The sequence below is a fragment of the Kribbella sp. NPDC006257 genome (genome assembly GCF_040613535.1).
Lineage (GTDB): Bacteria > Actinomycetota > Actinomycetes > Propionibacteriales > Kribbellaceae > Kribbella.
In genome coordinates, this window is record NZ_JBEXSJ010000004.1 from 47,601 (window position 1) to 73,660 (window position 26,060).

Genomic DNA, 26,060 nt, shown 5'->3' on the forward strand with positions numbered 1-26,060 from the left:
AAGCCGTGGCTGAGGTTGTTAACCCCAGCCACCGCCTACAGGCGCTCCTACGTCGCGTGCTGAAACCTGTGCGTGGCTGATGTTGTCGGTTGGGCGTCCCGATCGACAGGATCAATGCGCCAAATCACCGTCCACCCATCCCCAGCTGAGCCTGAACTCCCGCACCCCGCGCCAATTGATCCTGTCGATCGGGACACCCAACCCCAACCATCCGCTGCTGTGCCTAGTCGAGCAGGTGGCGAAGGTTGCGCTGCTCGAGGTACTCGTTCTCGACGTAGTCGCGGTGCGGCCATCGCACGTCGTCTCGTGCGAGGTAGTCGCGCACGGTTTGCTCGGCTGCCGGGATGTTGCCCGTGGCAAGTAAAAGGTCGGCGACGTCGAGGGCTGCTGATGGTGTCATGCCGAGTTCTTCTTCGTCGCCGGCCTGGAACTTGTCGAGAATGACCTGTCGGTTCGTGAACTGGCCGAGCCAAGTCAGACCTGTCTCTTGCATGGCGTCTATGGCCTGCTCCTTGGATGGCTCGAAGTCGAGCGGCCACCACACGTCGTTCTGCTCTGGCATCAGTTCGCCGATGCGCTTTCTGAGTTGACAGTTGTAGTCGTTGATCCATGACGATCGGGGTGGTCCGTTGCGATCCATTTCGGGCACGAACACGCCTAGGTTGATGGTGAAGAGTCCATGCATGTTGACTCTGATACCGGCCAAGACGTCGGGTCGCCCCGACGGGTCGTAGGGGCCCATCTGGAAGTTGACCAGGTGCACCAGCCCGTCCTCGACGCGACGGTTGAAGGTGTGGCGTCGCTTCTTGAATCCCGCCGACTTCAGCAGCGGCGCGGCGACCGCGACGATTTTCGCCATGGCCTCAGCGGTTGGTGTCGATGGCATGCGTACAGCGTTCCGCGGCGCAGTCGCCGTGACAAGTCGCCCAAGATCTCCAGCAGCACCGCAGGTCCAGGGGTCAAGCGGCGAACAAGTGGTTGCCTGAGCTTTTGTGTTTCCTGGCGACGGTGTGGCCGATGGCTCCGTGGATCGCGGCGGTCTTGTTCTGGAGCAGCGAACTCGGGCTCATTGGGTCTGCGTCGTGGAGAGGAGGGTTGCGTTTTGACGTTCGAGGGTCTTGACGACGCCGGTGTTCCAGGTGTCGGCGAGTGTCTGGGAGAAGGGGTCGGGGAAGATCTCGTCTTCTCCCTTGGCGAGCCCGTCGAGGATGGCTTGGGCTACCGACTGCGGGGATGCCTTCGGAATGTCGAGGTCACGGACCATGTCGGTGTCCACGGGACCGGGCAGCACGGCATGGACGTCGACGCCCTGGCCGGCGAGCGTGGCCCGCAGGGACTGGGTCAGCGAGAACGCCGCCGCCTTCGAGATCGAGTACGCCGGACTGATCGGCACGGCAGCCACCGCTGCCAGCGACAGCACATTGACGATCGCGCCCTGCGACTCGACAAGTCGAGGCAAGAATGCCTGGATGACGCCAAAGGGGCCGAACAGGTTCACCCCGAGATGCCGCTCCAGGCCGGCTCGGTCGGCCAGGTCTTCGTAGCCGTAGACACCCGCATTGTTGATCAGGACGTCGAGCGAACCAACCGTTTCCGAAGCGGCGGCGATCTGTTCGGCGTCGGTCACGTCGAGGGTCAGCGGCGTGACGCGCTCATCCGGGTGGGTGAGGGGCTGTCGTGTGCCGGCGTAGATCCTTTTGGCGCCTCTGCTCAGCGCCTCGTTGACCAGCGCCTTCCCAATGCCGCGGCCGGCTCCGGTCACCAGGATCGTCTTGCCCGCGAGTGTCATGTGTTCTCCCTGTCAGGTGGAAATCGAACTGTCGGGAGTGCAGACACCACAGCGTCGAGACATTAGGCGGCGCGAGGTGCGCCCAGTTTCCTGCCCGGCTGGTGTCACAACTGAGGAAGACTGACGAACCTGACACCAGGCGAGGTGATGACACGTGATGCCGAGCGAACTGATCGCAAGGGCGCGGGACGGGGACGACGAGGCGTTCCGGCAACTGACAGAGCCACATCGCCGGGAGCTGCACATGCATTGCTATCGGATGCTCGGCTCGTTCCAGGACGCCGAGGACGTTCTGCAGGACACGCTGCTGGCCGCATGGCGCGGTCTCGACCGGTTCGAGGGTCGGTCCACGATCCGCACCTGGCTGTACCGGATCGCCACCAACCAGTGCCTCAACGCGATTCGCTCGGCCAGCCGCCGGCCGGCAAAGGAGTGGGACGTGCCCGAGATCGAACCACCTGAACCGACCCGGCACGGCGAAGTCGTCTGGCTGCAGCCATACCCCGACGTGCTCGTCGACGGCGCCATCGCTACGCCGCCCGGCCCGGAAGCACGCTACGAGCAGACCGAGTCCATCTCGCTGGCGTTCGTCACCGCGCTGCAGATCCTGCCCGCCCGTCAGCGGGCCGTGCTGATCCTGCGCGAGGTGCTCGGCTACCCGGCCACCGAGGTCGCCGAGACCATCGACTCGTCGGTCGAATCGGTCAACAGCGCGCTCAAACGGGCTCGCGCCACGCTGCAACGGCGCCTCCCATCCGACGGAACCGCCGATTCATCGCCCGCGCCCACCTCACCGGCCGAACAGGCACTGGTAGCGAAGTTCGCCCGCGCCTACGAAGCCGGAGACATCGATGCCCTGGTTGCCCTGCTCACCGACGACGTTCGGGTCTCGATGCCGCCGATGCCGCTCGAATACCTCGGTCGCGACGCCGTCGCCGGTTTCTACGCCGCCCTCATGAGCGCCGGCCGCGAGTACCACTTGGTCCCCACGCGCGCCAATGGCCAGCCGGCCTTCGGCACGTATCTGCGCGCGCCCACCGACGGCATCCGGCGCGGGATCGGGCTTGTCGTCCTCACCGTTGCCGGGGACCGGATCTCAGCCGTGACCCGTTTCGAAAACACCGTCCTCCCTTGGTTCGGCCTCCCGCGCTCCCTACCTAGCTCCTAGTTGAGGGAAAGCACCCGGCGCCAGCCGTCGAAGATGACTGTGGGGGTCATGCCGACTGACAGGTAGAGGTCCAGGGCCGGTGTGGGGTTGTTGGTGTCGACGTGCAGGATCGTCCCTGCTCGGCCGCTGGCTGCGTGGTCGGTGAAGGCGTCACGGAGGAGGAAGGTGGCCAGGCCACGGCCCCGGAACTCTTCCAGTACGCCGAGCATGCCGATGTGACCGCAGTTGTCGGTTTCGACGTACTTGTCGTTGCACTCGCGGATCGCGACCACCCGGCCGTCGATCTCGAGCAGCGTGAGCTGGGACCAGTCGAAGATGGGGACGTCCTCGTGCCTCTCGAACCACTCGTCGTACGGGGCCGCGGCGGCAGTCACCTCGGCATGGCCACGCTCGCGTCCCATCTCCGCGGCGCGCTGCAGCGTCCGATCGACCAGCCAGCCGGCGACCTCCGGGTACTGCGACGTCACTTCGACATCGAGCAACTGGCGGTCACCGAGGCCGAGCGTGGTCGCATATCCGGCCGGTCGGCCGTCCGCGGCCAGCACGAGCCAGCCGTCGGTCGCGGGCTCGAAGCCGGGCCTGTCGATGCAGTAGGCGACCTCCTCCAACGTCGTGTCGGCGAACCCGACCACGCCTTCGTTGTAAGCCGCGAGCATGGCGAACAACGCCTCGGCATCAGCCGGCTCCGGCGAACGAACGGTGTAACCGTCGGGCAGTACAGCAATGGAATTCATGACTCACCATGCGCCCGTCCGCGCTCCACCGGAAGAGCCCGCACCCCGCCGCAGCCGGCGTGGGGCCCTACCTCAGCAGGGTAGTTCGCGGCGGGCGAGCTTTCCGGTCGCGGTACGCGGCAGCGAAGGCAGCAAGACCACTTCTCGCGGGACCTTGAACCGGGCCAGGTTTTCCCAGACATGGCCACGAATCGCATCACCATCGAGTGAGGCTCCATCAGCCAGTACGACGTACAGCCGCAACCGCTGGCCGAAGTCTTCGTCGGGTACGCCGACCGCTGCGACCTCGGCGACCCCGGGCATCGCCTCGACCAGGTTCTCGACCTCGATCGGGAAGACGTTCTCGCCACCGGACACGATCATGTCGTCGTCACGGCCGTCAACGAACAACCGCCCGGCCGCATCCAGATGACCGAGATCCCCGGTACTGAGCAGACCGTCGATCATGTCCTTGTGCCCGCCCCCGGTGTACCCGCCGAAGCTGAGCCCGTTGCCGACGAAGATCCGCCCAGTCACCCCAGGCTCAACGATCGCGCGGCCCGACGAGTCGTACAAGCGGACCCGGCAGCCCACCGGCGGCAGGCCGGCGGTCCCTGGAGCAGCGAGCCAGTCGGCGGGTGTCGCGACGGTCGCGACCGCGCACTCGGTCGAACCGTAGAGGTTGTGCAACACCGGCCCGAAGGTCTCCATCGTCCGGTTGCCGAGATCGGTCGGCAGTAATGCGCCGGCGCTCATGATCAACCGCAGGCTGGAAAGGTCGTAGCGACCAAGAGTTTCGGGGCCCAAGGCAAGGATTCGCTGCAGGATCGTCGGCACCACGATCAACGCGGTGGCGCGATGCTCCGCAATTCCTTCCACCACCGCCAACGGATCGAAGCGACGCTGGAACACCAGGGTCGACCCGAGCGCCAACGTCATGATGAGCTGGGTGAGCCCGGTCCCGTGGAACACCGGCGTCGAGATCAGCACAACGTCGCCGCGCCGTAGCGGCACCCGGTCGAGGAACTGCGCCGCCGTCAACGGTGACCGCACCTGCCGCGGCGCGCCTTTCGGCGTACCGGTGGTGCCGCCGGTCAGCAACACCATCCCGCCTTGCCGGGCAGGTGGATCGAAGGGCGCCGACGAGTACGACGCGATGAGCTCCTCCAGGTCGACAATGCGATGCACAGAAGCCGGTACGCCGGACAACAGGTCCTCGAACTCCGAGTCGTAGACGAGTGCCGAAACCCCTTCCCGGGCAGCGACATCGGCAAGCTGCACCTGGCTGAACCCGGTGTTCAGCAACACCAACCGCGCACCAAACTTGCCGCAGGCAATCATCGCGTCGACGAGGCCGCGGTGGTTCCGGCAGAGCACCCCGACCACGTCACCGGGTCGCAACCCGAGCGTCGCCCAGCCGCGCGCGATCGAGTTCGCCCGCCGGTCCAGCTCGCCATAGGTCAGTCCGCCGAACTCGTCGATCAGCGCAAGTCGCTGTGGATCCTGATGCGCCGCCGCCCCGGCGATCGGGCCGAGCCTGCGGATTGCCAGCGACTTCCGGACACCAGGCACCGGGTGGCGCAGGTCGACCATCCCGGCGCCGTGCAGGACGGCGAGGGCGCGGACGTTGTCGGCAAGCCTCACGATGCCTCCCAGGTCAAGCGAAAAGCGGTCTTTTCACTTGTGAACTGGTGAGTAATCTAGAGCGCGTCTGGCTAAGATGGCAAGAGTTCAGGCACGGGGTATCGACAAGAGGTGCAATGAGCGAACCCTCCGTACGCCGCTACTCCGGGCGCTCGGTCGACGAGTGGAAGGCGGCGCGACGGGAGCGTCTGCTGGACGCCGCGCTGGAGCTGTTCGGGACCGACGGCTATCCGGCGACTTCGGTGGAACGCCTGTGTGCACAGGCGAAAGTGTCGACCCGGCACTTCTACCACGAGTTCCAGAACAAGGAAGCCGTGCTGCTCGCACTGCACGCCCAGCTGATCGAGGTCGGCGTCCGCAGTACGAGTGACGCGCTGGCCGCGATCGCCGACGCACCGGTCCGGGAGCGGATCGTCGCGGCCGTCGACGGCTACCTGCAGACCATCATGACCGACCTGCGCCGGGCCCGGATCTCGTTCGTCGAGGTGGTCGGCATCAGCCCCGCGGTGGAGGAGCAGCGGATCGCCTTCCGCGAGCTGCTGATCTCCAGCGTCGTGCAGGTCGGCGACGCCGCGGTCGCCCGGAAGGAGATCGCGCCGAAGGACTTCCGCTTCCTCGGTCTGTGCTTCATCGGCGCGGTGAACACGGTCGTCTACGACTGGATGCTGGCCGATCCGCGGCCGCCGGAGACCGAGATCACCGAAGCGCTCCGGAATCTCGCCGTCGCGCTGATGGTGAACTGACTCAGATCGCTTTCAGCCGGGCGCGGAGTTCGGCCACGACCTCTTCGCGGCTGATCCCGGCGCCCGCTTCGTAGGCGGCCTCGAAGGCCTCTTCACCGAGCAGCGCGCGCAGCCGTTCGTGCGTCCGGCGTACGTCGGAGTCACCAATGGCCCGCATCCCGCGCAACGCCGCCGCCAGCCCCACGGTTCGCGCGCTCAACTCGGCATCGCCCGCCAGCAGCTCGACGTCGGCGAGCGCCTCGACGATACCGGCGGCAAGCGGCATGTCCTCGCTGCTGAGCGCCAGCTCGACCGCATGCCGGCCGTGTTCGCGGGCCTGCGGGAGTTCCCCGCGAGCGACCCGGACCCGGCTCAGCTGGGCCAGCATCATCGCCTGCCCGTGCGGGGCCATCCGCTCGGCCATCAGATCGAGTGATCCGTACGCCGACTCGGCCAGTGCGAGCGCCTCGTCCAGCCGGCCGGCCCGGCGAGCCAGCACGGACATCCCGAGCTCCACCAGTCCTTCGCCGCCCCGGCTCCCAGTCTCCTCGGCCAGCCTGCGCGCCCGCTGGAGATCCTGCAGCGCACCCCCGTCGTCGCCGAGTTCTGACCTGCTCATCGCGCTCTGGGCGAGGAACTGGGCGACGCCCTCGGTGGTGCCCAGCTCGGCGGTCAGCTTCAGCGCCTCCTCGAGGGACTCGAGAGCGCCCTGATGGTCGCCGTGGCTGCCCTGGTAGCTGGCCAGACCGCGGAGCGCGAGCGACATTCCCCACCGATCGCCGAGCGCGCGGAAACCGTCGAGCGCGATCGTCAGGTCGGCGGCCATCTGCTCGACATCGCCCTCGTTCTCGCGGAACATCGCCGACAGCATCACCGCCATGTTCCGGGTCCAGGCGTCCTCGTGGGTCCGGGCCTCGTCCAGCTCGCGGAAGCAGGCTGCCCGGTCGCGCCGGACCGCCGCCCAGAGCGCGTTGGTGAACCGCCCCACGCCTGAAACTTCAACCTCGGAGTACTGCCGGCTGAGCATCCTGACCTTGGCCAGCCCGCGCACGGCCTGGGCGAAAGAGGCGGTCGGATCCTCGCCACTCGACATCGTGCCGAGGGCGTACATCATCAGCGTGAACGCCTTGATCACCGGATCGGTCGGCCCCGGTACGGCCAGCGCCGCCTCGAACCAGGTGACCGCCTCGGCCGGCCGGCCGCGCATGTTCCAGTACTCACCGAGGGTGGAGACGACCCGGGTCGCCGTGTCGGCGTCGCCCTGATCGATCGAGGTCCGGAGCGCATCGAGCAGGTTCTCGTTGTCCGCGTCGAACCGGGCGATCCACTGCAGCTGCGCGCCGCTCCGCAACTCCTTGCTGCCTTGGCGAACGAGCTCGGCAAAGTACTTCGTGTGCGCCTGCCGGACCTGGTCGAGTTCACCCGATCCGGCAAGCTGCTCAGCGCCGTACGCCTTGACGGTCTCGAGCATCCGGTAGCGCACCGATCGTTCCCCGGCGACGGCTTCCACCAGCGACTTGTCGACCAGGGACGCGAGCACGCCGAGCACCGCTTCGGGCGGGAGACCAGGGCCGCTGCAGACCTGTTCGGCGGCTTCGAGGGTGGCGCCGCCGGAGAAGCACGACAGCCGGCGGGCGACGGCCTGTTCGTCGCAGTCGAGCAACTCCCAGCTCCACTCGACGACCGCCCGCAGGGTCTGGTGCCGCGGCAGGGCGGTCCTGGAACCGCTTGTCAGCAAGCGGAATCGGTCGTTGAGCCGCTCCACGATCTGCATCGGCGTCAACGCGCGCAACCGCGCCGCGGCCAGCTCGATCGCCAGCGGCATCCCGTCCAGCCGGCGGCAGATCTCGCCGATCGCCTTCCGGTTGGCCTCGGTGACAGCAAAGTCCGGCCGTACTGCGCGGGCGCGGTCGACGAACAACTGGATGGACGGCCAGGCGTCGGTCTCACTGTCCTCCGGCGGCAACCCGAGCGGGCCGACCTGATGCAGATGTTCACCCTGGATGCTGAGTGGTTCGCGACTGGTGGTCAGCACCCGGAGGCGGGGACAGACAGCCAGCAGCGAATCGACCAGCCCGGCTACCTCCTGGACCAGGTGCTCGCAGTTGTCCAGCACCAGCAGCACCCGGCGATCGGCGATCACCTCGACCAGCCGCTCGGTCGCTGCCCGGCTCGTCGGCAGATGCGGCGCCGTCATCGAGGCCTTGATGTTGTCGACGTATTCGCTCGCGCCCAGCGCTGTCAGCATCGCCGGAGCGACATCGGCCGCATCACCGAGCGGAGCCAGCTCGACGAACCAGATGCCGTCGCCGCCCTGCTCCAGCAGCGATCGGCCGGTCTCGGTCGCCAGCCGGGTCTTCCCGGCGCCGCCCGGACCGACCATCGTGACGAGCCGGGTGCCGTTGCTGAGCAGCCTCGTCAGCTCGGCGACGTCTTCGGAGCGGCCGACGAAACTGGTCAAGGGTGTCCGGAGGTTGCTCCGCGGCGCCGACTCCACCACCGGAGCCGATACCGCCGCCGGGTCGATCTCGTCGCCGCGCAGTACCGCGACGTGCAGCTCGCGCAGCCTGGTCCCCGGGTCGGCGCCGAGCTCTTCGGCGAGGGTGGTCCGGACCCGCTCGTACGCCGACAAGGCCTCCGCTTGCCGGCCATCGGCGTACAGGGCTCTGATCAGCAATTCGTGCAGGCGTTCGCGGAGCGGGTACGCCGGGGCGAGGCGCTCGAGTTCGGCGATCATGTCGCGGCCGTGCCCGCTCGCCACGGTGGCCTCGGCGAGGTCTTCGGTGGCGCTCAGCCGTAGTTCGGCCAGTCGGTCGGCCTCGATCCCGGCGAACGGGAGATCCCGCAGGTCGGTGAGCGCATCGCCGCGCCAGAGGCGGTCGGCCTGGGTCAGCAGGGCTCTGGCCTGGGCCGGATCAGTGGTGAGCATCCGGCGACCGCGGAGTACGAGGTCCTGGAACTGGAGTGCGTCGACGGACTCCGGCGGGATCGTCAGCGTGTAACCGGCGGGGCCGGACTGCACCGAGATGCTCGATTCGGTCGCCGGCAGGCTGGCCCGAAGCCGCGAGACCAGCGACTGCAGAGCGTTGGCGCTCGGTGGCTCACTGCCCCACAGACCGTCGACCAAGCTGTCCACGCCGACCGGGCGACCCGCGTCCAGCGCCAGCCGGGCCAGGAGTCCACGCAGCCGGACTCCGCGGACGTCCAGCGGATTACCGTCGGCCGCCCACATCGCGAGAGGCCCAAGCACCGCTATGCGCACCCCTCAAGCCTCCCACACCACCCCGCTCATCTCCCCTGCCTTTTGTCATCTCGCTGTGATGGTGCATTACTGTCGGCCGGGTGACCGAGATCGCCGCCAAGACCCAGTCCGATCTGCGCCGCATCATCGCCGGGCGTCAGAGCAAGCATCGCGTGCCCGGCCTGGTGGGCGCCGTCGTCCGGGAAGGTGCGCTGGCCTGGGCCGACGGCGTGGGATCGGCCGATCTGGCCGACCCCGGTGTCGCGCCGACCGCCGATACGCAGTACCTGATCGCCTCGCACAGCAAGACCTTCACCGCGGTCGCGATCATGGCGTTGCGCGACGAAGGCAAGCTGAGCCTCGACGACCGGATCGAGCAGTTCATCCCGGAGAGCAAGCACGCGGGGATCACCATCCGGCAGATGCTCAGTCACATCAGCGGCATGCAGCGCGAGCCTGTCGGCGACGTCTGGGACCAGTTGAAGTTCCCGGACCGCGAAGAACTGGTCTCCGGCTGGAACGAGGCCGAGCGGATCGGCAAGCCGCATCACCGCTTCCACTACTCCAACCTGGTGTACTCGCTGCTCGGCGAGATCGTCGCGCGGCTCGACGGACGGTCCTGGTACGAGTCGGTCCGGGCGAGGATCCTGCAGCCGCTGGAGATGCGCCGTACGACGGTCGGCATGGACGGCGGCCCGGCGGTGACCGGCTACTACGTGCCGCCGTTCTCGGACGTGCCGGTGCAGGAAGGGCTGCTCGACCTCGGTGCCATGGACGCATGCGGCGGCCTTGCGAGCACCGCGGAGGATCTGGCGAAGTGGATGGCGTTCATCGCCGACCCGGTCGACGAGGTGCTGTCCAAGGACACCGTCGACGAGATGTGCCAGCCGCAGATCATGGCGGACGTGGACCGCTGGAACCTCGGGTTCGGCCTCGGCTTCATGCTGCTCCGGATCGGCGAACGCATCTTCGTCGGCCACACCGGCGGCATGCCCGGGCACATCACCGGCAGCTTCGTGCACCGCTCGTCCGGTACGGCGGGGATCGCGCTGATGAACACCACGTCGGCTCCCGACCCGGCCGCGCTCGCCACCGATCTCGCGAACAAGGTGCTGGACGACGACCCGCTTCCGCCGTCGGCGTGGCTCCCGGGTACGTCGGTTCCCGAGGAGCTGGCCGGCGTCCTCGGCACCTGGTTCTCCGAGGGCCAGCCGTTCGTCTTCTCGGTCCGCCAGGGGCAACTGGAGGCAGCCGCGCCCGGCGCCCCGGAGTACAAGGGGCCGGCGGTCTTCGAACTCGTCTCCCCTGACATCTACCGCACCGTCTCGGGCCGGGAGACCGGTGAGCTCCTGCGCATTACACGGGACTCAGCAGGCACTCCCACCAGTCTCCACTGGGCGACCTACCTGTGCACCCGGCAGCCGCTGGCCTTCAGCCAACTCCGCTAGCCGAGCGCTATGAGGGTGATGCCGGTGACTACCACGGCAGCTGCGATCGCGCGTTTGGGGCCGAAGCGTTCACCGAAGAAGACGGCACCGATGAGGGCGCCGAAGATGATGCTGGTTTCGCGGAGGGCGGCGATGGCGGCCAGGGCGCCTCGGGTCTGAGCCCAGAGGACGAGTCCGTAGGCGGCCAGGGAGACCAGGCCGCCGCCGAGACCGGCGTACAGGTAGCGCTTTTCCACTCGGAGGAACGAGAGACCGCGGCGCCAGAGGACGAACAGGATGAGGATCACGTTCTGCAGGGCGAAGGTCCAGCCCATGTAGGACGCCAGCGGGACCTTGCGGACCGCTATGCCGTCCACGACTGTGTACGCCGCGATCAGGAGACCAGTGCCGAAGGCTGCGAGGAGTGCTGGCGACTGACTGCGAGTAGGACGGCCGCCGATGAACACCAGGGCGATCAGACCGGCTGAGATGAGCAGTACTCCAGCCAGCTCGAGGGGGACGAGGTGCTGGTGCAGGAACACGATCGCGACAACAGCGACCACCCATGGCGAAGTACCGCGGGCCAGTGGGTAGGCCTGGCTGAACTGCCCGAGGTTGTACGACACCACGAGGCCCGCGTAGTACACGACGTGCAGCAGTAGTGACGCGACGATGTACGGCCACGCCTTGGCCGGCGGCAACCCGGTGATCGCGATGGTGACGAATGCTACCGCTCCGGACGACAACGCGAGCAGTGCGAAGCCACCCAGCCGATCCGGTACGCCGTGCGCCATGGCGTTCCACGCCGCATGGAGTACCGCCGCACCGAGTACCGCAAGCAACACCGCCACCCCGTCACCCTCTCCCACGAGAGGGTGACGCCACTACTGAGTTAGCAGGTGATCTCAGGATTCAGCCAGTCGGCGTGGTCGTAGTTCGGGGAGTCGCCGGGATCGAGCCGCAGCTCCACGACGTCGACGCCGGTCAGGTTCGCGTTCAGCGGCACGGCGCCACCCATCCCGGTCGCCTCGGCCTGCGCCAGCCGCTGCCCGTCGCCCCAGACCTCGAAGGTGACCTGCCCTTGGTCTCCGACCTCGTCGTCGATTCCGGCCGACACCGCGAGCTTCGTGCACTGGCCGTTCAGGAAGAAGCCGACCCGGCCAGGCGCATGAGCACCGAGCCCCTTGGGGTAGACGGTGCCGGCGACCGTGAGTTGCTTGCCGTCCCCGGCTGCCTTCTCCCCGACGCTCATGTCGCGCTCGACCGGCCCCCAGAAGTTCTCGGAATACACCCAGCTCTGGTCGGACAAGGTCGACAGCCCGGCCGGCGGCGCATCGGCGACCACGAACCGGCCGCCTCCCGAACCGCTCTGCTTGACCTCACGCCACCGCCAACTCGCAACGGCACTGAGATCCACCGGACCGGGCAACGGCTCGCTGGCCCGCAGATGCCAGGTCACGGCACCTGTCGACCGAGCCGCGATCGTGCCCACCCGCGTCGACCCCACCGGAGTCGCAGACCATCCACCCGGCGCACCCAACGCGAGCTGAGCCGACGTCACAGCGACCGGCCCGTCGTTGTGCACCTTCACCTGTACGTCGGTGCGCCCGGCCGTGGTGACATAAGGCTTCGCCGGCGCCGCCTCCACCACAATCAGCGGCGGCACAGTGCTGGACGCACCAGGTGTGACCTTGAACATCGCGGCCTCATGCGAACCTACCTGGGCACGAACAGTCCCGCCCGACGCCCGTACGACGTTCGTCCACAGGTTCTTCACCGTGTACGCCGACGACGAGGGCAGCCCGAGCGCCGCTGCCGTCGTACTGATCGTCGCCGGGCTCTGCGAACGGTTCAGCAGGACAACGGCCGCCGAGCCGTCCGACAGCTTCTTCGACCAGACCTCGAAGTCGCCGTCGTCGCGAATCTTCTTGCCCTGTTGGCCTGCCCAGTCCTGATTGACCGCGAGTACGTCGGGATCGGTCAGCTGGGCCCGGGTCGTCGCCGACATGTTGCGCAGGTCGTTGCCTGCGATCAGTGGTGAGTTCAGGATCGACCAGAGGCTCATGTGCGCCTGGCTCTCACCGGCCGTCAGCCCACTGTTGCCGACCTCGAGCATGTCCGGATCGTTCCACTTGTTCGGGCCGGAGTACGCCTCCAGGCCGACCTGCTGGTCGAGGTTCGACAGCACGCTGGGCCAGTTGTTGGCGATGTCGCCGGTGGTCCGCCACATGTGACCGCCGACGCCCGAGGCCCACAACCACGGTTGGTTCGAACCCCACTCGCAGATGCTGTAGAGGATGTTGCGGCCGCTGGCGGCGAGCGCGTCGCCCATCGCCTTGTACCGCGTCTGCGCGGGGACTCCGTCGAGCACGTTGCAGTTGTCGTACTTCAGCAGGTCGACACCCCAGCTCGCCCAGGTCTGCGCGTCCACGGTCTCGTGGTTCTGGCTCGCGGGTTTCCCGGCGCAGGTGTGCGAACCGGCCGACGAGTAGATCCCGAGCTTGAGACCCTTGGCGTGCACGTAGTCGGCGAGGGCCTTGATCCCGTTCGGGAACCGGACCGGGTCCGCGGCGAGCCGGCCTTCGGCGTCGCGCTGCGGTGCCATCCAGCAGTCGTCGATGTTGACGTACTTGTAGCCGGCGGCGGCCATCCCGGACGACACCATCGCGTCGGCGGTGGTCCGGATCAGCTGTTCGTTGATGTTGCAGCCGAAGGTGTTCCAGCTGTTCCAGCCCATCGGCGGGGTCGGCGCCAGATCAGGTTTGGCGGTCGGCGCGGCGTGCGCCGGAAGGGCCAGAAACCCACTGATCAAGGCGATTCCGAGCAGGGCGGCAGGTAGACGTCGGCGCATGGCGGACTCCATCGGTGGGCGGGGCGGCACTCACTGCGATGGAAGCTACACGGACGGTGACGGTCTGACAAGACATCAATCACCTAGAAAACTCAGAAAACAACAAAGGCTGGGCCTCAGGTGCCGATGGTCTCGAGGATCTTGGTGGCGATGGTTTTCTGGACCGGGATCAGGGTGAGGTCCCCGGACGGGCTTTCGTCCTTGGTGAAGGAGACCACGATCTCGAGCTCGCCCTTGCGGACGTGCAGCTCGTTGTTGGCCTTGATGAAGTACGCCTGGTCACCAATGCCGTCGACGATTTCGCCGCTGCCGTCGCCGGGCGGCGAGAACTCATCGGCCTTGGTGCGCTGGGTGCCGATCAGGAAGTGGCCGCCCTTGACGCCCCAGATGCATTCGCGCTGGGTGTCACCGGCGGCGAACGGCTGGGCGCCACCCTTCTCGGCGCCCTCGCCGATGAAGATCTGCAAACCGGTCAGCTTGGTGATGTCGGCATCGGTCCAGCCCTTGCACGGGTCGGGCAGATCCCCGGCCGCACCGGTCTCGTCGCCGGCGGGGGTGGTCGGGTCGTCGGCCGGGGTGCTCGGGTCGCCCGACGGCTCGTCGCTCGGGGTGTCGCCGTCGCCCGGCGTACTGGCCGTCCCGGCGTCGTTCGTCGGCTGAGTCGTCGGGGCCGGAGCATCGGCCTTGTCCTTGTCGCCACAGCCGGCGGCGGTCAGCGCCAGTACACCGGTGAGCAGCGTGGCGGCAACGAGTCGACCGCGACGAGCAGTCAGCATTTCGGATCTCCCTCTGGGAACACGGCAGAGCAGTCGAGATCCGAAGCTAGCAAGGGAAACGGCCCGGACGGCGGTCAGCGCGAAGCCCGTCCCGATCGGGCAGCAAGGTCTACCCGCCAGTTGCTGATGTTCTGAGCAGCATCCCGTACGACGTACGCGGCGCCGGCGGATTCCTCCGTCGGCGCCGCGTGCGGGCGATGCGTTGTTGTTGCTCAGAACATCAATGCGCGAGCGGGATCCTCGAGGATGCTCGCCACATCGGAGAGGAAGATCGAACCCTTCTCCCCGTCGATCAGGCGGTGGTCGAAGGACAGCGCCAACGTGGTGATCCAGCGCGGCACGATCTCGTCGTTCACCACCCAGGGCTGCTTGCGGACCGCACCGAAGGCGAGGATCGCGGCCTCACCCGGGTTGATGATCGGCGTACCGGCGTCGACGCCGAAGACGCCGACGTTGGTGATCGTGAACGAACCGCCGGCCTGGTCGGCCGGTGCGGTCTTGCCTTCGCGGGCGACGGCGACCAGGTTGTTCAGTGCCGCGCACAGGTCGGGCAGGGTGAGCGATTCGGCACCCTTGATGTTCGGCACGATCAGTCCGCGCGGGGTGGCGGCGGCGATGCCGAGGTTGACCGAGCCCTTGAGCACGATCTCCTGGGCGGCCTCGTCCCACGCCGCGTTGATGATCGGCGTACGGCGAGCAGCCAGCGTGACCGCCTTCGCGACGATCAGCAACGGCGACACCCGCAGGTCCCGGAACGCCTTGTCCTGCTTGAGTCTCTCGACCAGCTCCATCGTGGCGCTGACGTCGACGGTGATCCACTCGGTCACATGCGGAGCGGTGAACGCACTGCTCACCATCGCCTGCGCCATCACCTTCTGCACACCCTTGATCGGAATCCGGGTATCACCTTGCGCACTAACCACCGGAGCAGCCTGCACAACAGGAGCCGCCGCCGTGTGGTTCTCGACATCCGCCCGGGTAATCACTCCACCCGGCCCGGTCGCCGTCACAGCCCCCAGATCAACCCCGAGATCCTTAGCCAACTTCCGCACCGGCGGCTTGGCCAGCACATGCACAGGACCTTCATTGCTCTTGGCAACTACTGGTTCAGGGACAGGGGCAACTACTGGTTCTGGCGCCGGGGCAGCAGGTGCACCGCCCTTGCGGGGGCGGCGCTTTGCTTCGGTGGTCTTCGGGCCGTAGCCGACGAGGACTGCGGTGCGGCCACCGGGGGCGGCGCCGCCGATCTTGCCGGCTTCGATCTCCTCGCCGTCGGGGATCGTCGGGACCATGTCCTCGGCGCCGGTTCCGGGAGCCGAGGGGGCGAGGTCACCGGGCGTGGCGTCGGCGGTCCGGACCGAGATGATCGGCGTACCGACGTCGACCGTCTCACCCTCGGGGACGAGGAGCTCGGTGACGACACCGGCGTACGGGACCGGGAGTTCGACCAGCGACTTCGCCGTCTCGATCTCGACGATCGTGTCGTTCAGCTTGACCGTGTCGCCGACCTTGACCTTCCAGCTGACGATCTCTGCCTCGACCAGGCCTTCTCCCACATCCGGGAGGCGGAACTGCTGGATGCCCATCAGTACTCCATCACCCGGTCGACACCTTCGAGCACCCGGTCCAGGTCGGGCAGGTACTCCTCTTCCATCCGCGACGGCGGATAGGGGGTGTCGTACCCGGCGACCCGTAGTACGGGCGCCTCGAGGTGGTAGAAGCACTCCTCGGTCACCCGCGCGGCGAGCTCGGAGCCGGTCCCCAGCGACAGCGGCGCCTCGTGCACCACGACCGCGCGCCGGGTCTTCTTGACCGACGCGAAGATCGTCGCCAGGTCGAGCGGCGCGATCGAGCGCAGGTCGACGACCTCCAGGTTGCGGCCGTCCTCGAGCGCCGCCTCGGCCGCCTGCAGGCAGGTCTTCACCATCGGGCCGTAGCAGAACAGCGTCGCGTCGGTGCCCTCGCGGACCACCTTCGCCTTGTACAGCGGGTACGTCGACGTAGCGTCCTCGTCCAGCTCCGCCTTCTCGTGGTACCGGCGCTTCGGCTCGAAGAACACCACCGGGTCGTCGGAGGCGATCGCCTGCTGGATCATCCAGTACGCGTCGACCGGGTCGCCACAGGCGACCACCTTGAGGCCGGCCACGTGCGCGAACAGCGTCTCCGGGGACTCCGAGTGGTGCTCGACCGCGCCGATGCCACCGCCGAACGGGATCCGGATCACCATCGGCATCTTCAGCTTGCCCATCGACCGGTAGTGCATCTTGGCGACCTGGTTGATGATCTGGTCGTACGCCGGGAAGACGAACCCGTCGAACTGGATCTCGCAGACCGGCCGGTACCCGCGCAGCGCCAGGCCGACCGCGGTGCCGATGATGCCGGACTCGGCCAGCGGGGTGTCGATCACCCGGCCCTCGCCGAAGTCCTTCTGCAGACCCTCGGTGACCCGGAAGACCCCGCCGAGCTTGCCGATGTCCTCACCCATGATGAGGACCTTGGGGTCGTTCTCCATCGCGGCCCGCAGGCCCATGTTGATGCCCTTGCCGAGACTGATCTTCGCCATCTCAGTGCTCCCCTTCGAACGAGGCGGCGTAGGCGGCGTACTGCGCCTGCTGCTCGACGAGTTGCGGAGTCTGCTCGACGTACGCGTGCTGGAAGAAGTCGGTCAGCGTCGGATCGGGCATCGACAGGCAGCCCTCGCGCAGCTTGGCGGCGATCTGGTCCGCCTCGGCCTCGATCTCGTCGAAGAAGTCGTGGTCGACCCCGGCGGAGCGGGCCAGGTACGCCTTCACGCGCTCGATCGGGTCCTTGAGCTTCCAGTACTCCAGGTCCTCGGACAGCCGGTACTTGGTCGGGTCGTCGGAGGTGGTGTGCGCGCCCATCCGGTAGGTGTAGGCCTCGACCAGGGTCGGGCCGCTGCCCTCCCGAGCGCGCTTGAGTGCCTGCTGCGTGACGGCGTACGTCGCCAGGACGTCGTTGCCGTCGACGCGGACGCCGGGGAAACCGAAGCCGGCCGCGCGCTGGTACAGCGGGATCCGGGTCTGCCGGTCGATCGGCTCCGAGATGGCCCACTGGTTGTTCTGGCAGAAGAAGACCACCGGCGCGTTGAAGACCGAGGCGTAGATGAAGGCCTCGTTCACGTCACCCTGGCTGCTGGCACCGTCGCCGAAGTACGCGATCGTCGCCTCGCCGTTGTCGGCGTCGCCGACCGCGTGGTCACGCTGCTGACCCATCGCGTACCCGGTCGCGTGCAGCGTCTGGGCGCCGATCACGATCGTGTAGAGATGGAAGTTGTTGTCGCGCGGGTCCCAGGCACCCTGGTCGACGCCGCGGAACAGCCCGAGCAGGTTGAGCGGGTCGACGCCCTGGCACCAGGCGACGCCGTGCTCGCGGTAGGTCGGGAAGACCATGTCCTTCTTGTTCAGGGCGCGGCCGGAGCCGATCTGCGCGGCCTCCTGGCCGAGCAGCGAGGCCCAGATGCCGAGCTCACCCTGACGCTGCAGCGCAGTCGCCTCGGTGTCGATCCGGCGGACCAGGGTCATGTCCCGGTAGAACCCCTTGATCGCCTCGTCGTCGAGGTCGAACGAGTAGTCCGGGTGCTCGATCCGCTCACCTTCGGGCGTCAGCAGCTGGACGAACTCGACCTCCTCGGAGGCCTGGGACGGACTGACCGGCGCCTCGACGGGCGCGAACACTTCCGGGGCAAGGCCCGGCACCGACTCACTCACATGCACTCCTCGGGTTCGAGCGCGGGATCGCCGCGACCGCAACGTTGCACGGGTCCCGGCCCAACCAGCCGGGTGAGGCTTCGAGGGTTAGGACCGCGTGGATCCAGGGTTGATGCACACCGCATGGCAGTGAACCTCCTCACTGGTATCACTGCCCATCTTGCCGGACACCGTACCGATGAGGTTGCTGATCCGCTAACTGTCAGGACGCCGACTTGTACGCCGGTACCGAAACCCGTCCAATGCTGAGACACCAGTCCAACCAGTGGTCCTATCAGGCCCCGTCCGCACGCTCGAATCACCCCGGTGTAACACCAGCGGCGTGATTCATGCGAGTTGCGTCACAGCTCCATACCGATCAGGCCTCACCGTCAAGGCGTACCAGTCCGAAGCTGGTCCCCTCCCGCCCACCGTCACCTGTCGTGCCCTCCCCCTCATCGACAGCAACCAGCACGCCGCAGAACCGCACCCACCTCACCCCTGAGCCCTCCTCACCCCCGCACCCCTCACACTTTCCCCGGCCGCCGCGTTCCTTCTGTGTGCTTCGTGGCTGGATCTCGCGGCTCAACTGGCGGATATCGGCTTGTGGTCCGATCTCTCGACCGACTACCGTCAGGATCGTTCGCGCATTACACACATGACACGCCCGAGAGGACGCCGATGGCCGCCGCTTCCGCCGTACTGCCCGAGACCGGGACCCGGACCGCGTCGGCCGCGATGATCTGGTCGGCACTCGCGGTGGTCTACGTGGTCTGGGGCTCTACTTACCTGGCGATCCGGATCGTGGTCGACGCACACATCCCGCCCATGCTCGGGATGTCCTCCCGCTTCCTGGTAGCGGCAGTACTACTAGCAGCCTTCCTGGCCCTCAAATCCGGCACCGCCCGCCTGAAGATCACCCGCCGCGAACTAGCCGGCTCAGCCGTCGTCGGCCTGCTGTTACTTGCCTTCGGCAACGGCGCGGTCGCGATCGCCGAGCAGACCGTCCCGTCCGGCCTCGCCGCGCTCCTGATCGCAGCGGTCCCGCTCTGGTTGATGCTGCTGCGTGTCGGCGGCGGCGAGCGTCCCCGCCCGCTCACCTGGCTCGGCGTACTGATCGGCTTCGGCGGCGCCGCACTCCTCGGCTTCTCCGGCGGCGACACGAGCGCGAAGCCGTGGTCGGTCGGCATCCTGGTGATCGGCACGATCAGCTGGGCGGTCGGCTCGCGCTACTCCCCGCGCCTCGGACTCCCGAAGGACCCGCTGGTCGCGACGCTCTACGAGATGCTCTTCGGCGGCACGGCGATGGTCCTGATCGGCGTACTGCGCGGGGAACCCGCGCGACTGCACGTCGGCGCGATCGACACCAAGGGCTGGCTGGCACTCGCGTACCTGATCGTCTTCGGTTCACTGCTCGCCTACAGCGCCTACTCCTACTTGCTGGCGAACGCCCCGATCTCACTGATCGGCACCTATGCCTACGTGAACCCGGTGGTCGCGGTGTTCCTCGGCTGGCTGATCCTCGACGAGCACGTGACGACCAAGATCATGCTCGGCGGCCTGGTCGTGGTCGTCGGCGTCGCCCTGGTGGTCACCGCCGAACGACGCCGTACGCCGTCCGCCGTACCGAACCAGGATTCCTCAGAGAAGTAGGCCTGCCCTAGAAAGGAAGAACCCGGGCCCCCATGGGGTGCCCGGGTCTCCCACCGCTGCCGATGCGCGCGGCAGCGGGTCCGTGTGTTGCCAGGCCGGCGCCTTGCCCCGAAAAAACAAGGCGCGCAACTCCGGCACTATTGCGTCGACATTCCGGCATGCCGTGGTAATACCCGTTCGGCGACCACCGAGACCGCCGAAATTACCCCTCGCCATGCCCGGGTCATCCGTCACCCGCGCACAGACAACGACGAAGTCCCGGATCGGTTACGGGCCCATGGCAACAACTCCCTGACGCGTCTACTACCGGCAAGTTGGCTGGTCAGAGGCCTTTTGTTGCCGAGTCAATGAACACATCACCGATCGGCTGCGGCTGCCACCTGGATCAGGCGGCAGCAAAAAAACTTTTCGACGAATTCAGTAACCGGGGCCATCAGGTGTCGTTACCCACTAAGACGAATCCGTCATACCCGAAAGGAAACCTCGCATAATGCAGGTAACACGCAAGATCGCCGCTGCAGCGGCAGTGGCGACCGTTGCCACGCTGGGCCTGGCCACCGTCGTGTCGGCGAACATGCTCGACAACCCGACGGCCAGCTCCACCGGCCTTGCTGACGCCGCTTCGCTGGCCAGCAAGGGCTACGGCGGCCACGGAGGCGAGTGGTACGGCGTGCTCCGCAACGGCTCGCTCGTCGCAGTGGACCACAACGCCGTCGGCCCGTTCCAGGCGTGCCACAACTTCGTCCCGGTCAACGCCGTCGGCGGTCAGGTGCCCGTCGAGGACATCACCGGCATCATCGGCTTCAACCAGGTCGGCAACTCCGCGACCGCGGTCAAGACCTGTGAGACCACGTCGAAGAACAACACCGGCAAGTGGTACCGCATGGGCAACAACGGCCTCCTGTCCGTGAGCGACAACGCGGTCGGCCCGTTCCAGGCCTGCCACAACACCGTTCCGGTCAACGCCGTCGGCGGGCAGGTCCCGGTCAGCGACATCACCGGGATCCTGGGCTTCAACCAGGGCGGCAACACGGTCGACTCGCTGAAGACCTGCGAGCTGGACTCCGTGAACAACTGACCTCTCCCTGGTCAGTGATGCAGGACACCGGAGACCAGTCGCCTCGGTGGGGCGATTGAACCGGTAGCACCATCGAAGCGGCATCGGGAAGTAAGCCTCACTCCTTCCCGATGCCGCTTCACTCTTTGCTCTAGGTGGCTCCAAGCTCTCCCGAACGCCCGGACCGGTCCCAGCCGCCTCCGGGCGTTCGCCATCTCCACCCCAGCAACACTGCCCAACCCGGCAAACCCCCCGTTTGAGGGGATACCCCCGAACCGTGGGTTGCCCTGCGGTATCCACGGGGGCAACCCACGGTTTCAGGGGATGACCCCGCGGACGGAGGGCGCTGAGGTTGGCAAGGCGGAGTTAAGGCAGGGTGCGGAGGTCGAGTACTGATCCGTTGGGGAAGTCCCGGTCGAACAGGGACCAGATTCCTCGGGCGGCTTGCTCAGCGCTGATCAATGAGCCCGATTCCTTGAGCTCCCGGAACCGCTCCACCGCCGGGAACGCTTCCTCCCCCACAGCCCGGATCTCCCCCTGCATCGCCGTATCCACCACCCCCGGCGCAACCGCAATCACCCGACACCCAACCTGCCTCCCCGACCCATTCCCCGCCTCGGGCCCCACCTCGTCCGCCGCAACAGCACCGCGTCCTGCCTCGGGCTCGAGCTCGTCCGCGGCAACAGGGCGGCGTTCGGCTCCGGGTTCGGGCTCGTCCTGAGCGGGGGCAGGGTTCAGTGGAGGTTGTTCTGTGCCGACGGTGCGGACCCAGTGGTCGACGGCTGCCTTGCCGGCGTTGTATGACGACCAGCCGGCGTACGCCGTACTGGCTGCTCCTGATGACAGCATCACCAGGTGTTTCTCGCAGGTCAGGTCGGCTGTCGCGCGGAGGAACGCCCGGCCGAGCACCTGTGGGGCAGCCGAGTTCAGGAGGACGGCGCGGGTGTATGCCTCGGGATCCACCGCGTCTGCCGGTCCGATCGGCACCACCGTGCCCGCGTTGTGCACGAACACGACCCGCTCGCCCGTGAACCCAGCGAGCGACTCCTCGAAGTGCTGCTCGACGCGCACCCAGTCAGCGGGATCGGACAGATCCGCCGGAAAGTGTTCGACCATCCCACCGCGACGCGACAGGTCGATCACCCGCGCTTCAGGGAACGGCACGCTCGCGGTCAACGCCGCGCCGATCCCACCCGAGGCGCCCGAAATCCAGACCAGCGACCTCACCGGACAGTCGGCGAACCGGCGCGGCCTTTGTGCCAGGCGGAGGCGACCTCTAGGAACAGGTCGTTGGCTTCGCGTTCGCCGATGGTCACTCGCGCGCCGTCGCCCGGGAACGGGCGGACCGAGACGCCTTCGGCCTGGACCGCCTCGGCGAACGCCACGGTCTCGTCGCCGAGCGGCATCCAGACGAAGTTCGCGTGCGTCTCCGGGACGTCCCAGCCGGCCGCCCGCAGTTCGCCGACGACGCGCGTCCGCTCGGTCACCAAAGCATCGACGCGCTCCAGCAGCTCATCCTTCGCCTTCAGCGACGCCAACGCGGCCGCCTGCGCGATCTGGCTGACGCCGAACGGAAGCGCGCACTTGCGGATCGCCGCGACGATCGGCGGATGCGCGATCGCGTACCCGATCCGGAAACCGGCCAGCCCGTACGCCTTCGAGAACGTCCGGAGTACGACGACGTTCGGCCGGTCGCGGTAGATCTCGACGCCGTCGAAGACCTCCGGGTCGCGGACAAACTCGTAGTACGCCTCGTCGAGCACGATCAGCACGTCGCGCGGCACCGCGTCGAGGAACGCGATCAGCTCGTCGCGATGCACGACGGGGCCGGTCGGGTTGTTCGGCGAGCAGACGATGACCGCCCGGGTCCGCTCGGTGAGCGCCGCCTCCATCGCCTTGAGGTCGTGCCGGGCGTCCGCCGTCAGCGGGACCTGGACCGACGTGGCACCGGTCAGCTGGACCGCGATCGGGTACGCCTCGAAGGACCGCCAGGCGTAGACGACCTCGTCGCCTTCGCTCACCGACGCCTGCAGCAGGTGGTAGAGCACCGCGACCGATCCGGTGCCGAGTGCGAGGTCGGTGACCGGTACGCCGAGTCGCTCGGACAGCGCCTCGAGCAGATCGAACGCGCCCATATCCGGGTACCGGTTCATGTCTGCGGCAGCCGCGGTCGCCGCGGCCAGCACGCCGGGCAGCGGCGGGTACGGGTTCTCGTTGCTGGACAACTTGTACGTCGGCCGTCCGTCGGTGCGCTCCGGCGGCTTACCCGGCTTGTACGCCGCTACGTCGTCCAGGCAGGCGCGAAACCGGAACTGGGCCTCATCTTCGGGGGCGGTCATGTCGGCAGGTTAATCGCTGCGTCGCCGGTGTAGAACCCCGTGCTTCGAGGCTCTACAAATTGTCCAGCAACGGCGACACAGCGCTCAACGCAGACCCGCGATGCGCAGTACCGGCTGTTCAGTTTGATCAGCCGGGAAGAACAACCTCGCCACCGACGACACTGGCGGCGGCAAGGTCGAAATCGAGCGGGTTGGTCAGGCAGCGCGCCGACCCGCCACCCTTGTGGAACTCCGACAGGTCCAGTACGACGATGCGCAGGCCCAGCCCGGTGAGGATGTCGTGCAGGCGGGCCGAGCAGGCCGGCATGATCACCGTGTCGTTGACGACCAGCGAGTTGCCGCTGAACGCGAACGCCTCCTCGTCGGTGAGCACGATCGGGTCCGGCACGATGCCGAACAGCTCGGCCTGGCTCGCCGCGTCGAGCGCGGGCGGGTAGACCAGCGCGTGGGTGCTGTCGATCGGGCAGAACGGCAGGTCGAGGTGGTACATCCCCTCGTGGGTGATGCGCAGGCCGCGGACCCGGATGTTCCAGCCGGCGGCGAGGTGCTTGAGCGCCTCCTCCTCGGTGCGCGGGCCGTACCCGACCACCAGGCTGTCGCCGAAGACGAACGCGTCGCCGGACTCGAAGTGCGGGCCGACGCCTTCGGCGCCGGTCCGGTCCAGCGCGAAGCCGTGCTCGGTGAACCAGCCGGCCGCGGTCACGGACTCCTTGCGGCGCGGCTCGAACCGCATGTGCGAGAGCATCGCCCGGCCGCCTGCGAACTCCTCGGTGGGCGCGGCGGCCAGGCCGAGGTTCATCGCGTAGACCATGTCGGGTGAATCGGGGCGCTGGTCGAGCACCTCGACCTCACCGCCGGCGTCGATGATCGCGAGCCGCAACGCGCTCCACTGCCGCAACGCCAGCTCGGGGTCAGGCTGGTCCTGGGTCGACATGTACGGATTGATCACGTAGTCGATCCGGAAGTGGTCCGGCCGGACCATCAAGTACTTCCGGCCCCACCCCAGCTGCTGCCCCATGAACCACCCCTACACACTCGTCCGTCATTGACGGATCCTCTGATTGTCCGACAATCAGTCAGTGTGCAGGTCGACCCGACCGGAGTCAACACGACCCAAAACCCGGTCCCCTGACTTCCCGGGTGGGCGGGCTCGAAGGAAGCGCACAGGTGGAGCTACTTCGTGTAGATGAGTTCTAGGTTGGTGGGGTTGTGGGCGTGGCCGGCTAGCCAGTCGGTGGCGGCCTGCTTGCCGTCGGGGTAGGTGAGCTTGATGTAGAGGGCGAGCTTTTCTGGGTTGGTGGGGTCAGACTTGGAGGCGCCGTAGTTGACGGTGAAGCCGGGGCCGACGTACGGCAGCTCCTGCAGGATCGGGTAGTTCTGGGTGAGCCGTTCGGTGCGCTCCTGGTACTTGCGGTTCGCCTCCTCCTCGGCTTCGAGCACCTGCTCCGGGTGACCCTTCTCCCATTGCCGACCGGCTTGGCTGTTCGAGAACAGGTACATCTTGAGCTGCATGTCGCCCCGCACCTCGACAGTCTGGGTGTGACTCTCGAAACCACGCCGCTCACCGGTCAGCGTGTGCTTGCCGTGCTTGACCTTGAGCTCCCCGTTCGCCGCGACCGGCTTGCCGTCCAGGGTCAGCGCCAGATCGTTCGGCACCGAGCGCACCAAGACGTTGTGCTCCGTGCTGCCGCGGAACGCCAGATAGACGCCGAGTATCGCCAGCAGAAGCACCACCGTCCCTCTCAGCACCCACCGTCGCCTGTCCACCGACACCTACTTCTTGATCCGGGCGACGGTGTACTGACCGTTGTCGTCGGCAAACTGAACGATGGACGGTTGTGGCACCCGCCCATTCCCCGCATTGGATCCGAGCGATGCCGACAGCGCGTTCCAGGTCTTCCCATCGGCGCCCTTGAAGGACCCGACATAGAAGTACGTGTGGTGGTTGTGGACGAAGATGTCCCCCGGCTGCAGCTGACTGACATTGCTGAGATTCTCGAACGTCTGATACTTCGTCGAGCCCCGGACGTAGGCGCGCTGATTGCTGGTGATCCTCCGGACGTACTCCTTGTCCACACCGCTCATCACCATCACCGTCGCGACATAGACACCGCAGTCACTGAACGGCCACGTCCCAGTGGAACCGTTGAACTCGGGCATCGCTTTCTGGTACGCCGGGGTGGCGTCCTCCTTCTCCTGCCCGTGGCCCCGATCGCGCCAGGCAAGCGCAAAGGCGGTCTCGACGATGCTCCCGTTCCCCCCACCTGCACAACCGCCGACGCTTGCCGTGACGGCGGCGTCGCCGAAGTTTGCGAGCACCTCCTTCGCCGAGGCCTTGCTCTTCGCGTAGCGCGGGTGGTGCGGGTTCTCGCTGCCGTCGAAGCGTTCGTAGTACCGGCCGAAGGCGACCGCCGCGTTCTCGACACTCCTCGCCGCCCGCACCATGCTGCCCGCCTCACCTTCCGGCACATGACCCATGCCAGTCAGTTGGACCTTCAGAAAGTCGAGCTGGTACTCGATCGTCTCGATCTGCTCGTCTTTCGCGCCCGCGTTCCTGGATGCGGTGATCATCTTGCTGGCCGGCGTCCATTGGACGATGCCCCAGCCGCCGGAGTAGTCGCTCGCCGTACCGGGCCCGTCGACCTCGGCCGCGAGCGTCTTCGTCCCGGGCAACGTGTTCTGCTTGCGCATCGGCTCGACCGACGACTCGTCGATCAGGTTGCCGACGATGCCGGCCGACTGCTCCTTGGAGTACCCGTTGGAGATGAAGTAGTTGAAGGCCTTCTGCTGGTTGTTGGAGCCACTCAGCAATCCACCACAGCTACAGGTCTGCGAACTCGCGTCGGCGCACGAGTCACTGCCGACGGCAGCCAGCGCTCCGGCCAACATGGCGAGAACTATCAGCAGCGGGAGCGCCAGGATCAGGCCGACGACGCCCAGCAGTGCCTTGCCTTCCATGGCCCCTCCTCCCTG

21 protein-coding genes are annotated in these 26,060 nt (G+C 67.2%); 5 read left to right on the forward strand and 16 right to left on the reverse strand.

Features of this window, described 5'->3' with window-relative positions; translation table 11 throughout:
• Positions 1-223: 223 nt before the first annotated feature.
• Both ABZ004_RS06310 and ABZ004_RS06315 read right to left on the reverse strand, forming a co-directional pair.
• Positions 224-886, reverse strand: a complete 663-nt coding sequence (locus tag ABZ004_RS06310) for a DUF4304 domain-containing protein (protein ID WP_355678707.1) — start codon at positions 884-886, stop codon at positions 224-226.
• 180 nt (positions 887-1,066) lie between these two features.
• A complete protein-coding gene (locus ABZ004_RS06315) occupies positions 1,067-1,789 on the reverse strand; it encodes an SDR family NAD(P)-dependent oxidoreductase (RefSeq protein ID WP_355678708.1) in 723 nt (240 codons plus the stop codon).
• Positions 1,790-1,946: 157 nt separating this feature from the next.
• On the opposite strand from ABZ004_RS06315, the gene ABZ004_RS06320 reads away from it, so the two are divergent.
• Entirely contained in the window at positions 1,947-2,957 is a 1,011-nt protein-coding gene (locus ABZ004_RS06320; protein WP_355678709.1) for a sigma-70 family RNA polymerase sigma factor, read from the forward strand.
• Here the strand turns inward: ABZ004_RS06320 and ABZ004_RS06325 are convergent.
• Together ABZ004_RS06325 and ABZ004_RS06330 are read right to left on the reverse strand one after the other, a co-directional pair.
• Complete coding sequence (locus tag ABZ004_RS06325) at positions 2,954-3,691, reverse strand: GNAT family N-acetyltransferase (RefSeq protein ID WP_355678710.1); 738 nt, start codon at positions 3,689-3,691, stop codon at positions 2,954-2,956. The two genes, ABZ004_RS06320 and ABZ004_RS06325, sit on opposite strands and share 4 nt — an antisense overlap.
• Before the next feature lie 72 nt (positions 3,692-3,763).
• The gene (locus ABZ004_RS06330) at positions 3,764-5,314 is read right to left on the reverse strand and encodes an AMP-binding protein (protein WP_355678711.1); all 1,551 of its coding nucleotides are present in this window, start codon (positions 5,312-5,314) and stop codon (positions 3,764-3,766) included.
• Positions 5,315-5,430: 116 nt separating this feature from the next.
• Between ABZ004_RS06330 and ABZ004_RS06335 the strand changes: the two genes are divergently transcribed.
• A complete protein-coding gene (locus ABZ004_RS06335) occupies positions 5,431-6,057 on the forward strand; it encodes a TetR/AcrR family transcriptional regulator (protein WP_355678712.1) in 627 nt (208 codons plus the stop codon).
• 1 nt (position 6,058) lies between these two features.
• Here ABZ004_RS06335 and ABZ004_RS06340 read toward each other — a convergent pair whose 3' ends face one another.
• Positions 6,059-9,286 (reverse strand): BTAD domain-containing putative transcriptional regulator, encoded by a 3,228-nt coding sequence (locus ABZ004_RS06340; protein ID WP_355678713.1) that lies wholly within the window; start codon positions 9,284-9,286, stop codon positions 6,059-6,061.
• A 92-nt stretch (positions 9,287-9,378) separates the two neighbouring features.
• Between ABZ004_RS06340 and ABZ004_RS06345 the strand changes: the two genes are divergently transcribed.
• On the forward strand, positions 9,379-10,725 hold the full coding sequence (locus ABZ004_RS06345) for a serine hydrolase domain-containing protein (protein WP_355678714.1): 1,347 nt from the start codon (positions 9,379-9,381) through the stop codon (positions 10,723-10,725).
• On the opposite strand, the gene ABZ004_RS06350 is transcribed toward ABZ004_RS06345, so the two are convergent.
• The 6 genes from ABZ004_RS06350 to pdhA form a co-directional block, all read right to left on the reverse strand.
• Complete coding sequence (locus ABZ004_RS06350) at positions 10,722-11,555, reverse strand: DMT family transporter (protein ID WP_355678715.1); 834 nt, start codon at positions 11,553-11,555, stop codon at positions 10,722-10,724. The genes ABZ004_RS06345 and ABZ004_RS06350 overlap by 4 nt on opposite strands.
• Before the next feature lie 41 nt (positions 11,556-11,596).
• Positions 11,597-13,555 carry an NPCBM/NEW2 domain-containing protein gene (locus ABZ004_RS06355; RefSeq protein ID WP_355678716.1) on the reverse strand — a complete coding sequence of 653 codons (1,959 nt, stop codon included), beginning with the start codon at positions 13,553-13,555 and terminating at the stop codon, positions 11,597-11,599.
• 116 nt (positions 13,556-13,671) lie between these two features.
• Positions 13,672-14,331, reverse strand: a complete 660-nt coding sequence (locus ABZ004_RS06360; protein ID WP_355678717.1) for a hypothetical protein — start codon at positions 14,329-14,331, stop codon at positions 13,672-13,674.
• A gap of 212 nt (positions 14,332-14,543) precedes the next feature.
• Complete coding sequence (locus ABZ004_RS06365) at positions 14,544-15,917, reverse strand: dihydrolipoamide acetyltransferase family protein (protein WP_355678718.1); 1,374 nt, start codon at positions 15,915-15,917, stop codon at positions 14,544-14,546.
• The gene (locus tag ABZ004_RS06370; protein ID WP_355678719.1) at positions 15,917-16,894 is read right to left on the reverse strand and encodes an alpha-ketoacid dehydrogenase subunit beta; all 978 of its coding nucleotides are present in this window, start codon (positions 16,892-16,894) and stop codon (positions 15,917-15,919) included. Before ABZ004_RS06370 ends, ABZ004_RS06365 begins: the two co-directional genes overlap by 1 nt.
• A gap of 1 nt (position 16,895) precedes the next feature.
• A complete protein-coding gene (gene pdhA / locus ABZ004_RS06375) occupies positions 16,896-18,059 on the reverse strand; it encodes a pyruvate dehydrogenase (acetyl-transferring) E1 component subunit alpha (RefSeq protein ID WP_133980063.1) in 1,164 nt (387 codons plus the stop codon).
• A 660-nt stretch (positions 18,060-18,719) separates the two neighbouring features.
• Between pdhA and ABZ004_RS06380 the strand changes: the two genes are divergently transcribed.
• Positions 18,720-19,691: an EamA family transporter gene (locus tag ABZ004_RS06380; protein ID WP_355678720.1), complete on the forward strand. Its 972-nt coding sequence runs from the start codon at positions 18,720-18,722 to the stop codon at positions 19,689-19,691.
• Positions 19,692-20,181: 490 nt separating this feature from the next.
• Positions 20,182-20,769 carry a hypothetical protein gene (locus ABZ004_RS06385; RefSeq protein WP_355678721.1) on the forward strand — a complete coding sequence of 196 codons (588 nt, stop codon included), beginning with the start codon at positions 20,182-20,184 and terminating at the stop codon, positions 20,767-20,769.
• Positions 20,770-21,114: 345 nt separating this feature from the next.
• Here the strand turns inward: ABZ004_RS06385 and ABZ004_RS06390 are convergent, their stop codons facing one another.
• The 5 genes from ABZ004_RS06390 to ABZ004_RS06410 all read right to left on the reverse strand — a co-directional run bounded on the left by ABZ004_RS06390 (position 21,115) and on the right by ABZ004_RS06410 (position 26,045).
• Positions 21,115-21,975, reverse strand: coding sequence for an SDR family NAD(P)-dependent oxidoreductase (locus ABZ004_RS06390; RefSeq protein WP_355678722.1), 861 nt, complete (start codon positions 21,973-21,975; stop codon positions 21,115-21,117).
• Positions 21,972-23,087 carry a histidinol-phosphate transaminase gene (hisC, locus tag ABZ004_RS06395; protein WP_355678723.1) on the reverse strand — a complete coding sequence of 372 codons (1,116 nt, stop codon included), beginning with the start codon at positions 23,085-23,087 and terminating at the stop codon, positions 21,972-21,974. The genes ABZ004_RS06390 and hisC overlap by 4 nt, the downstream gene beginning before the upstream one ends.
• Before the next feature lie 127 nt (positions 23,088-23,214).
• Positions 23,215-24,105 carry an arginine deiminase family protein gene (locus ABZ004_RS06400; RefSeq protein ID WP_355678724.1) on the reverse strand — a complete coding sequence of 297 codons (891 nt, stop codon included), beginning with the start codon at positions 24,103-24,105 and terminating at the stop codon, positions 23,215-23,217.
• Positions 24,106-24,260: 155 nt separating this feature from the next.
• The gene (locus ABZ004_RS06405; RefSeq protein ID WP_355678725.1) at positions 24,261-24,854 is read right to left on the reverse strand and encodes an S-layer protein; all 594 of its coding nucleotides are present in this window, start codon (positions 24,852-24,854) and stop codon (positions 24,261-24,263) included.
• A gap of 6 nt (positions 24,855-24,860) precedes the next feature.
• Positions 24,861-26,045, reverse strand: a complete 1,185-nt coding sequence (locus tag ABZ004_RS06410) for a phage tail tip lysozyme (protein ID WP_355678726.1) — start codon at positions 26,043-26,045, stop codon at positions 24,861-24,863.
• Between the last annotated feature and the right edge of the window lie 15 nt (positions 26,046-26,060).